General features: G+C 68.1%; 11 protein-coding genes. 6 read left to right on the top strand and 5 right to left on the bottom strand.

Annotated features, from left to right (window positions below; all coding sequences use genetic code 11):
* Positions 1-337 precede the first annotated feature (337 nt).
* The 4 genes from DPV79_RS10210 to DPV79_RS10195 all read right to left on the bottom strand — a co-directional run bounded on the left by DPV79_RS10210 (position 338) and on the right by DPV79_RS10195 (position 4,963).
* On the bottom strand, positions 338-1,279 hold the full coding sequence (locus DPV79_RS10210; protein ID WP_113045336.1) for an Abi family protein: 942 nt from the start codon (positions 1,277-1,279) through the stop codon (positions 338-340).
* 156 nt (positions 1,280-1,435) lie between these two features.
* The gene (locus DPV79_RS10205) at positions 1,436-2,209 is read right to left on the bottom strand and encodes a slipin family protein (RefSeq protein ID WP_111939334.1); all 774 of its coding nucleotides are present in this window, start codon (positions 2,207-2,209) and stop codon (positions 1,436-1,438) included.
* Positions 2,206-3,807 carry an NfeD family protein gene (locus DPV79_RS10200; RefSeq protein WP_113045335.1) on the bottom strand — a complete coding sequence of 534 codons (1,602 nt, stop codon included), beginning with the start codon at positions 3,805-3,807 and terminating at the stop codon, positions 2,206-2,208. Before DPV79_RS10200 ends, DPV79_RS10205 begins: the two co-directional genes overlap by 4 nt.
* A gap of 121 nt (positions 3,808-3,928) precedes the next feature.
* The gene (locus DPV79_RS10195; RefSeq protein ID WP_113045334.1) at positions 3,929-4,963 is read right to left on the bottom strand and encodes an AraC family transcriptional regulator; all 1,035 of its coding nucleotides are present in this window, start codon (positions 4,961-4,963) and stop codon (positions 3,929-3,931) included.
* Positions 4,964-5,100: 137 nt separating this feature from the next.
* On the opposite strand from DPV79_RS10195, the gene DPV79_RS10190 reads away from it, so the two are divergent.
* From DPV79_RS10190 to DPV79_RS10165, 6 genes are all read left to right on the top strand, one after another.
* Complete coding sequence (locus DPV79_RS10190; RefSeq protein WP_027789617.1) at positions 5,101-6,234, top strand: acyl-CoA dehydrogenase family protein; 1,134 nt, start codon at positions 5,101-5,103, stop codon at positions 6,232-6,234.
* Between the two features lie 298 nt (positions 6,235-6,532).
* Positions 6,533-8,239 (top strand): AMP-binding protein, encoded by a 1,707-nt coding sequence (locus DPV79_RS10185; protein WP_113045333.1) that lies wholly within the window; start codon positions 6,533-6,535, stop codon positions 8,237-8,239.
* A 108-nt stretch (positions 8,240-8,347) separates the two neighbouring features.
* Positions 8,348-9,877, top strand: a complete 1,530-nt coding sequence (locus DPV79_RS10180) for a CoA-acylating methylmalonate-semialdehyde dehydrogenase (RefSeq protein ID WP_059485176.1) — start codon at positions 8,348-8,350, stop codon at positions 9,875-9,877.
* Between the two features lie 15 nt (positions 9,878-9,892).
* Complete coding sequence (mmsB, locus tag DPV79_RS10175; RefSeq protein ID WP_027789614.1) at positions 9,893-10,795, top strand: 3-hydroxyisobutyrate dehydrogenase; 903 nt, start codon at positions 9,893-9,895, stop codon at positions 10,793-10,795.
* Positions 10,792-11,583 carry an enoyl-CoA hydratase gene (locus tag DPV79_RS10170; protein ID WP_059485175.1) on the top strand — a complete coding sequence of 264 codons (792 nt, stop codon included), beginning with the start codon at positions 10,792-10,794 and terminating at the stop codon, positions 11,581-11,583. The genes mmsB and DPV79_RS10170 overlap by 4 nt, the downstream gene beginning before the upstream one ends.
* Positions 11,580-12,719, top strand: coding sequence for an enoyl-CoA hydratase/isomerase family protein (locus DPV79_RS10165; protein ID WP_042976715.1), 1,140 nt, complete (start codon positions 11,580-11,582; stop codon positions 12,717-12,719). The genes DPV79_RS10170 and DPV79_RS10165 overlap by 4 nt, the downstream gene beginning before the upstream one ends.
* Before the next feature lie 55 nt (positions 12,720-12,774).
* On the opposite strand, the gene DPV79_RS10160 is transcribed toward DPV79_RS10165, so the two are convergent.
* Positions 12,775-13,680 carry a LysR family transcriptional regulator gene (locus DPV79_RS10160; RefSeq protein ID WP_059485170.1) on the bottom strand — a complete coding sequence of 302 codons (906 nt, stop codon included), beginning with the start codon at positions 13,678-13,680 and terminating at the stop codon, positions 12,775-12,777.
* Between the last annotated feature and the right edge of the window lie 127 nt (positions 13,681-13,807).

Here is a 13,807-nt window from a genome sequence, read left to right as displayed (position 1 = left end):
GGCCGATCCAGCAACGCCCCCAGCAGATCGATCGGCAGCGGAAACACGAAAATGAAGGAGAAGCGCAGGACCGGGCGCCGGACGATCGATCGGGTGCGGGAGTGGTACCGAATCCGGGGAGGGAAGCGGATCGAGCTCGCAACGGAGGAGGCGGGCAATAAAAAAGGACGCTTGCGCGTCCTTTTGCCGTCTGAAGTGTTGCGCATCGTCGAGAGGCGTCCCCAGCGTTTTCATCGGCAATCCTAGCGAAGTATCGAACGAATGTCAAAATGCATCGTGTCGAAAACGGATGCATGACGGGCATCCTGCCGCGTGTTCGGTTGTATCCGCCCTGAACTCACCGCCACGCCGGCGTCGAATGCCAATCGGTCGTGAAGCCGAGATGGGCCGCCGCGTCCACGTGCTCACACCCCGTCAACGTCGCTCGCAAGGCTTCGCGCCATTCGCTCCCATGACCGAGTGGGTCGAGCAGGGCCTTCATCATCGTTGCGCGGGCGTAGAACGTCTCCGGCCGGGTCATTTCCGGAGCATACCGGGCGAGCGTTCGCCCGGCCGGCTTGGCGGGAGGCGATACCGTCAGCTTCATTCCCCAAAGCCGGGCGTGGTGCGCACACGCATTGCGCAGGTCGGTGAGCGATTGCAGCCAGCTGGTGAGCACCGTATCAGGGATGTCCGGCCACGCATGGCGTCCGGCGACCTTGCGGTCGCGCATCGAGAGCGCGCTGAAAATTCGGGACAATGCGCCCAGGCTCAGCCGCTCGCAGACCAGCCAGATCGGCGGCAGGTCGGGGTTGGCATAGGTTCGATAGTAGTGAGTCAGTGCCGAGCCCTTCCGGGTTTCACACTCCCGGGCGATCTGATCCAGAACGCGCGCGTAGTGGCGCAGGTCGACGAAACGGTCCCTCTCGACGTACCAGTGGCTGCCGTAGTCGATTGCGAGGGGATTGCTGAGTGCGGCGCGCAGCGCAACCTCGATGCGCTCGACCGCGTCCATCGTGATCGAGCGCAGACGTCGATCGAATGCGTAGAGTTCAACGATGTCTGAGAATCGGGTTCGAGGCCAGAATCGCCTGGTCGTGGGGTTCTGGAACCGCCGCATGTAGACCAGCAACCGGAAATGGCCGATCGACCGGAGCGTTCGCAAGTTCGCCGGGCGATTGTCGATGCGCAGGCCGCGTTGCCACAGCCGATGAAGCGTTTCCTCGGCACTGAGGGCCACCTTGCCATAGGTCCTGGTTGGCGTCGCCGGTGCCGTCTTCCTTGTCCGAGTCTTGCCCATCGTCGATCGGTACTGCCATGCATGAGGATCTCGTTGTATACGCCATTGGACCGTGAGTGGCCACCTTCCATACCATTCGGCAGATGGGGGCGCCGGTCGGTATCGATGCCTGCTGCCTCTCGTCCGGCGAATCCGGTGAGGATCCGAATGTCTGCCTCATTCCTCCCGCTTTCCTCCCAACCGCTCCAGCAACGCCCCCAGCAGATCGATCGGCAGCGGAAACACGATCGTCGAGTTCTTGTCCGCCGCGATCGTCGTCAGTGTCTGCAGGTAGCGCAGCTGCATCGCCTGCGGCTGCAGCGCGAGCCGCTGCGCGGCCTGCAGCAGTTTCTCCGACGCCTGCAGTTCGCCTTCCGCATGAATCACCTTCGCGCGCCGCTCGCGTTCGGCCTCGGCCTGTCGCGCAATCGCGCGGATCATCGTCTCGTTCAGGTCGACATGCTTGATCTCGACGGTCGACACCTTGATCCCCCACGCATCGGTCTGCGCGTCGAGCGTCTTCTGGATGTCGGCGTTCAGCTGCTCGCGCTCGGCCAGCAGCGCATCGAGCTCGTGCTTGCCGAGCACCGAACGCAGCGTCGTCTGCGAGAGCTGGCTCGTCGCGTCGAAGAAGCGCGCGACCTGGATCACGGCCTTCTCCGGATCGACCACGCGGAAATACACGACCGCATTCACCTTCACCGACACGTTGTCGCGCGTGATCACGTCCTGCGGCGGCACGTCGAACACGACGGTGCGCAGGTCGATCCGCACGACCTGCTGAACGATCGGGATGATCAGCACGAGCCCAGGCCCCTTCACCTTCCAGAAGCGGCCGAGCATGAACACCACGCCGCGCTCGTACTCGCGGAAGATGCGGATCGACGACGCGACGAGCACCACGACGAAGACGATCAGGACGCTGCTGAAGCCGAATGTGTAGCCGATCATGTTGGTTCACCTTGGTGTTGTTGTTCCTGCGCCGGCACGTCGTACAGCGGCGCGACGGTGAGCAGCAGCCCCTGGCGGCCGGTGACGCGCACGCGGCAGCCCGCGGCAAGCGGCGCGCTGCTGGCCACGCGCCAGCGTTCGCCATGCACGCGAGCCCAGCCCGCGGCCGATGTAGCCGCGCCGGCCGCGCCGTACGGCTGGTCGGCGCGCAGGCCGTCGTCGAGCACTTCGCCGATGCTGCCGACCATCGCCTCGGCACCCGTCACGACCGGGCGCCGCCGCGCGCGCAGCGCGACGCTCGACACGCCCGCGACGAGCAGCCCGCCGCCGAGCGCCAGGCTCGCGATCACGGGCCACGGAATCCCGTAGCCGGGCACGTCGGTGTCGATCAGCATCAGCGCGCCGATCGTGAACGACACGATCCCGCCGAAACCGAGCACGCCGAAGGTCGGCAGGAACGCCTCGGCGACCAGGCAGCCGAGGCCGAGCAGCACGAGGCCGAGGCCCGCATAGCTGATCGGCAGCAACTGCATCGCGAACAGCCCGACCAGCAGGCAGATCGTGCCGGCGACGCCCGGCAGCACGAAGCCGGGGTTCGCGAACTCGAAGAAGAGGCCGTAGATGCCGATCGTCAGCAGGATCAGCGCGACGTTCGGATCGGCGATGATCGCGAGGAAGCGGCTGCGCCAGTCGGGTTCGACGATGACGAGCGGCGCATGCGTGGTCGCGAGCTTCACCGTGCCGGCGGTGGTCGTCGCGGTATGGCCGTCGAGCTGGCGCGCGAGGTCGGCCGGATCTTGTGCGATCAGGTCGACGACGTGCTGCGCGCGCGCCTCGCTGGCCGACAGGCTGACGGCTTCGCGCACCGCGCGCTCGCCCCATTCGGCATTGCGCCCGCGCAACTGCGCGAGGCCGCGGATGTAGGCGGACGCGTCCTGCATCGCCTTGCGGATCTCGGTCGATTGCGTGTCGGTCGGCAATGCGGCCTGCGTGGCGGCCTCGGACGCACCGGATGCCCCTGACGCGCCCGGGGTTCCGGCCGGCGGGCGTGGTGCAGCGGGGTTCGCACCCGGCGGCGCGGCGCCGCCGATGCCGAGCTGCACCGGCGACGCCGCGCCGAGATTGGTGCCGGGCGCCATCGCCGCGAAGTGGCTGGCATAGACGATGTAGGTGCCCGCGCTGGCGGCCCGCGCGCCGCCCGGCGCGACGAACGCGGCGACCGGCACGGGCGAGCCGAGGATGGCCTTGATGATCTGCCGCATCGACGTGTCGAGGCCGCCGGGCGTGTCGAGCTGCAGGATCGCGAGCGGCGCGTGCTGGCGTGCCGCACGGTCGAGCGAGCGCACGATGAAATCGGCGCTGGCAGGCCCGATCGCGCCGTTGATCGGGATCACGATGACCGGGCGGGCGGCGGCGGGTGCGGCGGGTGTGTCGGGTGTGTCGGGTGTGTCGGCGGACGGCGGCGCGGCGACCGCGGCACACACGACCAGCAGCGCCGCGAACAGCGCGGCGCGCGCGACCCGCGCGGACAGCGGGTGACGAGGGTGGCCGCCGGGCGTGGCAGGCACCGGCGACGGCCCGTGACGGTGAAAGTGCATCGGGGCGTCCGGGCGGCGCGTGGCCGTGCGCCATCCGGCTTGCGGAAAGGGCGTGGGCCCGATGCTTAAAGATTAGGCGGTTTCGGCGGAAAGCGCGAAGCGAGTGCCGTGCCGGCCGGTATCAGCTCGCGCCGCCGCCGCGCGCGAGCACTTCGTCGCGATAGTCGGCCGGGCTGCGTCCGCTCCATTTGCGGAACGCGCGGTAGAACGCGCTCGGTTCCGCGAAACCGGTTGCAGCCGCGACGTCGGCGATCGTGCGCGCGGGGTCGGCCAGCGCCTCGAACGCGAGGTCGCGCCGCAGCGTGTCCTTGATCGACTGGTATGCGTGGCCTTCCTGGTGCAGCTTGCGGCGCAGCGTGGCCTCGGCCACGTGCAGCCGCGCGGCCATCCCGCCCGCGCCCGGCCACGCGGCGGGCGGCATCCCGCGCAGCACCGCGCGCACGCGCTGCGCGAGCGCGTTCGGGTTGCGGTACTTGACGATGAAGCTCGCCGGCGCGTTGCGCAGGAACGTCTTCAGCGTCTTCGCGTTCTGCACGACCGGCAGCGTCGCGAATTCGGGATCGAAATCGACATACGAATCGGGTTCGTTGAAACGCATGTCGTCGCAGAACATCGCCGGGTATTCATGGTCGGCGGGCGGCGTGTCGCAGCGGAAGCTCGCATGCAGCAGCGGGATGCGCCGCCCGATCAGCCAGCAGGTCAGCCCGTAGACGATGATGAAATAGGTCGCATACGTGAACATCGCGGGCGTCGCACCGTTGTTGCGGTGCACGAAGCGCAACCGCACGCGCTGCGGGTTCGCGTCGAGCTCGGCGTGCAGGTCGTCGAGCACGCAGTGCATGAAATTCACCGCGCGCGCCATCGCGTGCAGGCCGTCGCGCGCGGTCAGCGCCGCCTGGCTCATCGCGATGAAACTGCCGCTGCGCATCGGATGGCGATCCTGCCCGAAAAACTCGTCGTCGAGCGTGCGCGCGATCGCGTTCCACAATGCGCCGTATTGTTGCGCGGACACGCGTGCGCGCGGCTGTCCGAGCAGCGCCGGGGCGATGCCGGCCTGCGCGAGCAGCGGTTCGGCCGCGACGCCGCGCCGGGCCGCGAGCGCGACGCTGTAAGCGACGAGGCTGATCGCGACGGTTCCCTTGTCTTCCTGCTTCATCCGTGCCGCCGGTGTGGCAAAAACGCTCAGTGTAAATGAGCGGCGCGAGCATCGAACAGTCGCGCGTGCTTGCCTACACTTGTTGCATCGAAACGCAAGGACGGTCGCGCCCGGCGGCCGCGGGAGACAGCAGCACCATGGACGAGCTTTACACCGAAGACCAGCGGATGATCCGCGACGCCGCACGCGCCTTTGCCACCGAGATGCTGGCGCCGAACGCGGCGCAGTGGGACCACGATGCGCACCTGCCCGACGCCATCGTCGCGCAGCTCGGCGAACTCGGCCTGCTCGGGATGATCGTGCCGCAGGAGCTGGGCGGCTCGTATACGGACTACGTGGCCTACGCGCTGGCGATGGAAGAAGTCGCCGCCGGCGACGCCGCGTGCGCGACGATGATGAGCGTGCACAACTCGGTCGGCTGCGGGCCGATCCTCGGTTTCGGCACGCCCGCACAGAAGGATCGCTGGCTGGCCGACATGGCGGCGGGCCGCGTGATCGGCGCATTCTGCCTGACCGAGCCGCAGGCCGGCTCCGAGGCGAACAACCTGCGCACGCGTGCGGAACTGCGCGACGGCAAATGGGTGCTGAACGGCGCGAAGCAGTTCGTGACCAACGGCCAGCGCGCCGGGGTGGCGATCGTTTTTGCCATGACCGACCCGGAAGCCGGCAAGCGAGGCATCTCCGCGTTCCTGGTGCCGACCGACACGCCGGGCTTCATCGTCGGCAAGCCCGAGAAGAAGATGGGCATCCGTGCATCGGATACGTGCCCGATCACGTTCGAGAACTGCGCGATTCCGGAAGAGAACCTGCTCGGCAACCGCGGCGAAGGGTTGAAGATCGCGCTGTCGAATCTCGAGGGCGGGCGCATCGGCATCGCCGCGCAGGCGCTCGGCATCGCGCGCGCCGCGTTCGACAAGGCGCGTCGTTATGCGGGCGAGCGCGTGCAGTTCGGCAAGCCGATCGCCGAGCATCAGGCGATCCAGCAGAAGCTCGCCGACATGGCCGTGCAGATCAACGCCGCGCGCCTGCTCGTGCATCACGCGGCGAAGCTGCGGACGGCCGGCTTGCCGTGCCTGTCGGAAGCGTCGCAGGCGAAGCTGTTCGCGTCGGAGATGGCCGAGCGCGTATGTTCGGACGCGATCCAGATCCACGGCGGTTACGGCTACCTGGTCGATTACGAAGTCGAGCGCCACTATCGTGACGCGCGCATCACGCAGATTTACGAAGGCACCAGCGAAGTGCAGCGGATGGTGATCGCGCGGCAGCTTTGAGCCGCGACATCCGGGTCGAAAAGAAGCATCGCGCAGGGCACGAGGGCAGTGCGGTGAACGCGGCACGCAACGACGTGACCGTGCACCGCGACAGAGGAGACCGGGCATGCGCTGCAGTCATGCAGCCGGTTCACCGCGAGGCATGGGACGAGAGTAAGTGTTGAAGCGCTGACGCTCGTCGACCGCACGAGGCATGGGACGCGAGCAAGCGCTGAAGCGCTAACTCTCGTCGACCGCGCAAGGCATGGGACGAGAGTAAGCGCTGAAGCGCTAACTCTCGTCGACAGGAGACAAAACGATGACGGTACAGGCATTCCTGAACGCACGCGACTTTCTGCTGCGCCATCGCACCGACTACGAAACCGCGTACCGCGATTTCGAATGGCCGGTGCTCGATGCGTTCAACTGGGCGCTCGACTACTTCGACCCGATGGCGCGCGGCAACGACCAGCCCGCGCTGTGGATCGTCGACGCGGCCACCGGCACGGGCGATCCGTATTCGTTCGCGCAGATGTCCGAGCGTTCGTCGCGGATCGCGAACTGGCTGCGCTCGATCGGCGTCGTGCGCGGCGACCGCATCCTGCTGATGCTGCCGAACCGTGTCGAGCTGTGGGATGCGATGCTCGCCGCGATGAAGCTGGGTGCGATCGTCCTGCCCGCCACCACGCAACTGTCGCCCGACGACGTGCGCGACCGCGTGCAGATCGGCGGCGCTAAATACGCGATCGTCGACGAGAACGAAACCGCGAAATTCGACCAGCCCGACCTCGGCCTCAAGCAGAAGATCGTCGCGGGCGCACCGCGCGCCGGCTGGCTCGCGATGAACGACGGCTACTCGGCGAGCGCCGAATTCGAGCCGGACGCCGTCACGCACGCGAACGATCCGATGCTGCTGTACTTCACGTCGGGCACGACGTCGAAGCCGAAACTCGTCGAGCATACGCATCGCACCTATCCGGTCGGGCACCTGTCGACGATGTACTGGGTCGGCCTGCAGCCGGGCGACATCCACTGGAACATCAGCTCGCCGGGCTGGGCGAAACACGCGTGGAGCTGCTTCTTCGCGCCGTGGAACGCGCAGGCCTGCGTGTTCGCATTCAACTACGCGCGCTTCGAGCCGAAGGTGGTGCTCGATGCGCTCGTCAAATACCAGGTGACGACGCTGTGCGCGCCGCCGACCGTGTGGCGCATGCTCGTGCAGCAGCCGCTCGCGTCGTTCGACGTGAAGCTGCGCGAGATCGTCGGCGCGGGCGAGCCGCTGAATCCCGAGATCATCGAGCGCGTGAAGAAGGCGTGGGGCATCGCGATTCGCGACGGCTACGGCCAGACCGAGACGACCTGCCTGATCGGCAACTCGCCGGGCCAGCCGGTGGTCGCGGGCTCGATGGGCCGGCCGCTGCCCGGCTACCGCATTACGCTGCTCGACCCGGACGGCGCGCCCGTGACCGAAGGCGAGGTTGCGCTCCCGATCGGCGCCGACGTCACGCGTCCGGTGGGCCTGATGAAAGGCTATGCGAACAACCCCGATGCAACCGCCTACGCGATGCGCGACGGCCACTACCGCACGTCGGACATCGCGATGCGCGGCGACGACGGTTATTACGTCTACATCGGCCGCGCGGACGACGTGTTCAAGTCGTCCGACTACCGGCTGAGCCCGTTCGAACTGGAAAGCGTGCTGATCGAGCATCCGGCGATCGCCGAGGCGGCCGTCGTGCCGAGCCCCGACCCCGTGCGGCTGTCGGTGCCGAAGACCTTCATCACGCTGCGGCAGGGCTACGAGGAAAGCCCCGCGCTCGCGCTGGAGATCTTCCGTTTCTCGCGCGAGAAGCTCGCGCCGTACAAGCGCATCCGCCGCCTGCAATTCGCGGAGCTGCCGAAGACGATCTCGGGGAAGATCCGCCGCGTCGAGCTGCGCCGCCGCGAGATCGAGCGCGGCGACGACGCGACCGCGCGCATGCCCGGCGAATACTGGGAAGAAGATTTTGCTGCCGAATTGAAATGACGTGACCGCGGGCCGCGCGCCGCATTCCGCGGCCGCCGCCCGCAGCCGAATTGAACCGGCCGCGCGGCGATATCGCGCTTCGCGGCCCTCTGCAAGGAGAAGGGATCGATGAACGCGAATCCGACGCCCCGGACGGGGCAAGACGTGCCGACGGTCAAGCTGCTGATCGACGGCGCTTTCGTCGAGTCCGCCACGAAAGAGTGGCGTGACATCGTCAACCCGGCGACGCAGCAGGTGCTCGCGCGCGTGCCGTTCGCGACCGTCGAGGAAGTCGACGCGGCCGTGCAGGCCGCGCACGCCGCGTATGCGACGTGGAAGAACACGCCGATCGCCGCGCGCATGCGCATCATGCTGAAGTTCCAGGATCTGGTGCGCACGAACCAGCAGCGCATCGCGAAGACGCTGACGGCCGAGCAGGGCAAGACGATCCCCGATGCCGAAGGCGACATCTTCCGCGGCCTCGAAGTGGTCGAGCACGCGTGCTCGATCGGCTCGCTGCAGCTCGGCGAATTCGCGGAGAACGTCGCGGGCGGCGTCGATACCTACACGCTGCGCCAGCCGCTCGGCGTGTGCGCGGGCATCACGCCGTTCAACTTCCCCGCGATGATTCCGCTGTGGATGTTCCCGATGGCGATCGTGTGCGGCAACACGTTCGTGCTGAAGCCGTCCGAGCAGGACCCGATGTCGACGATGGAGCTCGTCGAGCTCGCGATCGAAGCCGGCGTACCGAAAGGGGTACTGAACGTCGTGCACGGCGGCAAGGAAGTCGTCGACGCGATCTGCACGCATCCGCTCGTGAAGGCGATCTCGTTCGTCGGCTCGACCGCCGTCGGCACGCACGTGTACAACCTCGGCAGTGCACACGGCAAGCGCGTGCAGTCGATGATGGGCGCGAAGAACCATGCGGTCGTGCTGCCCGATGCGAACCGCGAGCAGACGATCAATGCGCTCGTCGGCGCCGGTTTCGGCGCGGCGGGGCAGCGCTGCATGGCGACGTCGGTCGCGGTGCTGGTCGGCGAAGCGCGCGACTGGCTGCCCGATCTCGTCGCGAAGGCGAAGCTGTTGAAGGTGAATGCGGGCGCGGAAGCCGGCACCGACGTCGGCCCGGTGGTGTCGAAGGCCGCGAAGGCGCGCATCCTGTCGCTGATCGAAGCGGGCGTGAGCGAAGGCGCGAAGCTTGAACTCGACGGCCGCGACGTGAAGGTGGCCGGCTACGAAAGCGGTAACTTCATCGGCCCGACGATCTTCTCGGGCGTAAAGACCGACATGTCGATCTACACGCACGAAATCTTCGGCCCGGTGCTCGTCGTGCTCGAAGCCGACACGCTCGACGACGCGATCGCGCTCGTCAACGCGAACCCGTTCGGCAACGGCGTGGGCCTGTTCACGCAAAGCGGCGCGGCCGCGCGCAAGTTCCAGAGCGAGATCGACATCGGCCAGGTCGGCATCAACATCCCGATCCCGGTGCCCGTGCCGTTCTTCAGCTTCACGGGCTCGCGCGGCTCGAAGCTCGGCGATCTCGGCCCGTACGGCAAGCAGGTCGTGCAGTTCTACACGCAGACCAAGACGGTCACCGCACGCTGGTTCGACGACGACACGACGGCCGGCCCGGTGAATACGACGATCCGGCTGCACTGAGCCGTGGAGGACAACATGAAAATCGGTTTTATCGGCCTCGGCCACATGGGCGCGCCGATGGCGCTGAACCTGCTGAAAGCCGGCCACGAAGTGCACGCGTTCGACCTGAGCGCCGACGCCTTGCGCGCACTGCAGGATGCCGGCGCACAGGTGGCCGCGTCGCCGCGCGATGCCGCATCGGGCGCGACGTTCGTCATCACGATGCTGCCGGCCGCGCCGCACGTGCGCTCGGTGCTGTCCGGCGAGAACGGCGTGCTCGCCGGCCTCGGCGCGGGTGCGACCGTGATCGATTCGAGCACGATCGACCCGGCGAGCGCACAGGCGTTCGGCGCGCTGGTGCGCGAGCACGGCGGCGCGTTCGTCGATGCACCCGTGTCGGGCGGCACCGGCGGAGCGGCGGCCGGCACGCTGACCTTCATGGTCGGCGGCAGCGACGCGGATTTCGAGCGCGTGAAGCCCGTGCTCGCGGGCATGGGCAAGAACATCGTCCACTGCGGCGCGACGGGCATGGGGCAGGTCGCGAAGGTCTGCAACAACCTCGTGCTCGGCATCTCGATGGCGGCGGTGTCGGAGGCGATGTCGCTCGGTGTCGCGCTCGGCATCGACCCGAAGGTGCTGGCCGGCATCGTCAACACGTCGACGGGCCGCTGCTGGAGCTCGGACACCTACAACCCGTATCCGGGCGTGATCGAGACCGCGCCGTCGTCGCGCGGCTACTCGGGCGGCTTCGGCACCGACCTGATGCTGAAGGATCTCGGTCTCGCGAACGACGCCGCGAAGCAGGCGCGCCAGCCCGTCTATCTCGGCGCGCTCGCGCAGCAGCTGTACCAGACGATGAGCAGCCGTGGCGACGGCCAGCTCGATTTCTCGGCGGTGATCCGCCTGTACCAACCGGCCAGCAAGAAGGACGCGTCATGATCGAACTGGACTACGTCGACGACGGCGCGATCGCGTGCGCGACGCTCAAGCGTCCGCCCGCGAACGCCTTTACCGCCGACGGGCTGCGGCAACTGCAGGACACCGTCGCCGAACTGAATGCGAACCCGCGCGTGCGCGCGCTGGTGATCACGGGCGACGGCCCGAAATTCTTCAGCGCGGGTGCCGACCTCAACACCTTTGCCGAAGGCGACCGCGCGGTCGCGCGCGCGATGGCGTCGCGTTTCGGCGCGGCGTTCGAGGCGCTGCACGACGCGCGTGTCGTGACGATCGCGGCGATCAACGGCTACGCGATGGGCGGCGGCCTGGAATGCGCGCTCGCGTGCGACCTGCGGATCGCCGAGACCCATGCGCAGATGGCGCTGCCCGAGCCGTCGGTCGGCCTGCTGCCGTGCGGGCTCGGCACGCAGACGCTGCCCTGGCTCGTCGGTGAAGGCTGGGCGAAGAAGATCATCCTGACCGGCGCGCGTGTCGACGCGGCCACCGCGCTGCGCATCGGCCTCGTCGAGGATGTCGTGGAGTCGGGCGCGTCGCGCGATGCGGCGCTGGCGCTGGCGCGCAACGTCGCGCGGCAGAGCCCGCACGCGGTCGCGTACAGCAAGGAGCTGATCGGTCTCGCGCGCCGCGGCGTGCCGCGCGGTGCGGCGCTGGCGGTCGAGCGCGAACGCTTCGTCGACCTGTTCGATACCAGCGATCCGCGCGAAGGCGTGGCCGCGTTCCTCGGCAAGCGCGCGCCGCAGTGGCACACCGACGGGGAGGGGCAACGATGAGCACGCCGGTCACGAATCACGACGCGTTCGCGGAGCATGCCCCCGAGGTGCTGTTCCGCGTGGTGAATCGCGTGGCGCTGATCACGCTGAACCGGCCGGCCGCGCTCAACGCGCTGTCGTACGCGATGATCGGCGAGCTGGCCGCGCTGCTCGAACGCTGCCGCCACGACGACCAGATCGTCGCGGTCGTGCTGCGCGGGGCGGGCGAGAAGGGCTTCTGCGCGGGCGGCGACGTGCGCGCGCTATACAGGATGGTCGCGCAGCGCGAGACCTGGCTGCCGTTCTTCGTCGACGAATACCGGCTCGACTACGCGATCCATACGTTCCCGAAGCCGGTGGTCGCGCTGATGGACGGCGTGACGATGGGCGGCGGGATGGGCCTTGCGCAGGGTGCCGCGTTGCGCGTCGCGACCGAGCGCAGCAAGATCGCGATGCCGGAAACGCGCATCGGCCTCGTACCCGATGTCGGCGCGACGCATTTCCTGTCGCGCATGCCGGCCGAACTCGAGCTGTACGTCGGGCTGACCGGCGCGATGCTGTCGGGTGCCGACGCGCTGACCGCGAAGCTCGCGGATCTGTGCGTGCCGTCCGCGTGGCTCGACACGTTCGAGACGCGCATCGAAAGCGTCAAGTGGGAAGGCGATGCGCTGCCGCTGCTGCGCAAGGTGTTCGAGCCGCCGTGCAACGTCGTGCCGCATGCGGCGCTCGACGGGCAGATGCCGTGGATCGTGCGTCACTTCGACAAGCGCTCGACCGTCGAGCGGATCGTCGCGACGCTGACGCAGGATCTCGCGCGCGAGGAACTGTCGCGCGAGCACCGTCAATGGCTGCAGGCGACGCTCGATGCGCTCACGGGCCATTCGCCGACGATGCTGTACGTGACGCGCGAGGCGCTGCTGCGCGGTCGCCAGATGACGCTCGCCGAATCGTTCCGGATGGAGCTCGGCATCGTCGCGCGCGCGATCGAGGAAGGCGACTTCTGCGAAGGCGTGCGCGCGCATCTCGTCGACAAGGATCGCAAGCCGCGCTGGGCGCCCGCGTCGCTCGTCGAACTGCGCGCCGAACGCGTGCGGCATTTCCTCACGTCGCCGTGGAAGCTGTTCGCGCATCCGCTCGCCGATCTCGGCGCGGCGTGAGCGCGTAGCCGGCGCGCCGCGCGGGCACACGCTGCCGCGCGGCGCGCGTTGCATCTCACCGCTCGATCATCGGCGGAATCGCCTGCGCGAACGCGTCGATCACGCAGCGCGTCTTGCGCGGCAGGTAGCGCGTCTTCGGCCAGATCGCGTGGATGTCGCCTTCGCAGACGAAGCAGCGGTCGAGCACGACCGTCATCTCGCCGCGCTTCACGTAGTGATCGAGCAGCCAGCTCGGCAGCCAGGCGATCCCGAACCCCGATGCGCCGGCTGCCGCGATCGCCTGCACGTCGTCGAAACTGAGCTGGTGCGGCATGTCGATACGAACCGTCGTGCCGTCCGGCGCGCGCAAGTCCCACGGTTGAACCACGCCCGAGCGTGAATACGCGATCGTCCGGTGATGCTTCAGGTCGTCGAGCGTCTTCGGCATCCCGTGGCGCGCAAGATACGACGGCGCCGCGCCGAGGCTCCCGTATTGCGTGCCGAGCCGCCGCACCGCGAGGCTCGTGCTGTCCGCGAGCGTGCCGATCCGCACCGCGAGGTCGATGCCTTCCTCGACGAGATCGACGAAACGGTCGGTGATCGACACGTCGATCCGCAGATCCGGGTAGGTGCGTGCGAGATCGAGCACGACGGGCGTCACGCAGTGGTGCCCGAACGCGAGCGGCACGCTCAGGCGCAGCTTGCCGCGCGGCTCGTTGCGGCCGCAGTCGAGGTCGGCCTCCGCCGCTTCCAGTTCCGCCAGCGCGCGCACGCAGCGGTCGTAGTACGCCTGGCCGTCGTCGGTCAGGCTCTGGCTGCGCGTCGTGCGCTGCAGCAGCCGCGCACCGAGCCGCTTCTCGAGCCGCGCGACCGCCTTGCCGACGGCAGAGCGCGTCATGTCGAGCCGCTCTGCCGCCAGCGCGAAGCTGCCCGATTCCACTACCTGGACGAAGGTCGTCACGCCGTCGAGTCTGTCGGTCATCGGAGGGAGGGGTGATTGAGTCCTGTGGTTCCCCAGTCTGGAGAAATGCCTGCGTCAATGGGGATGGAAATTCTCACTATAGTACCGATTCCGGTTCAGCGTGCGTTGCCGGCCGCGCGCGACCCAT

The organism is Burkholderia reimsis, assembly GCF_003294055.1.
Classification (GTDB): Bacteria; Pseudomonadota; Gammaproteobacteria; order Burkholderiales; family Burkholderiaceae; genus Burkholderia; species Burkholderia cepacia.
This window is presented reverse-complemented; position numbering and strand designations above follow the sequence as displayed.

Coding starts and splice junctions, on each gene's coding strand:
- DPV79_RS10200 (WP_113045335.1), bottom strand. CDS start 3,807: ATGCACTTTCACCGTCACGGGCCGTCGCCGGTGCCTGCCACGCCCGGC.
- DPV79_RS10205 (WP_111939334.1), bottom strand. CDS start 2,209: ATGATCGGCTACACATTCGGCTTCAGCAGCGTCCTGATCGTCTTCGTC.
- DPV79_RS10180 (WP_059485176.1), top strand. CDS start 8,348: ATGAACGCGAATCCGACGCCCCGGACGGGGCAAGACGTGCCGACGGTC.
- mmsB (WP_027789614.1), top strand. CDS start 9,893: ATGAAAATCGGTTTTATCGGCCTCGGCCACATGGGCGCGCCGATGGCG.
- DPV79_RS10210 (WP_113045336.1), bottom strand. CDS start 1,279: ATGGGCAAGACTCGGACAAGGAAGACGGCACCGGCGACGCCAACCAGG.
- DPV79_RS10185 (WP_113045333.1), top strand. CDS start 6,533: ATGACGGTACAGGCATTCCTGAACGCACGCGACTTTCTGCTGCGCCAT.
- DPV79_RS10165 (WP_042976715.1), top strand. CDS start 11,580: ATGAGCACGCCGGTCACGAATCACGACGCGTTCGCGGAGCATGCCCCC.
- DPV79_RS10160 (WP_059485170.1), bottom strand. CDS start 13,680: ATGACCGACAGACTCGACGGCGTGACGACCTTCGTCCAGGTAGTGGAA.
- DPV79_RS10195 (WP_113045334.1), bottom strand. CDS start 4,963: ATGAAGCAGGAAGACAAGGGAACCGTCGCGATCAGCCTCGTCGCTTAC.
- DPV79_RS10170 (WP_059485175.1), top strand. CDS start 10,792: ATGATCGAACTGGACTACGTCGACGACGGCGCGATCGCGTGCGCGACG.
- DPV79_RS10190 (WP_027789617.1), top strand. CDS start 5,101: ATGGACGAGCTTTACACCGAAGACCAGCGGATGATCCGCGACGCCGCA.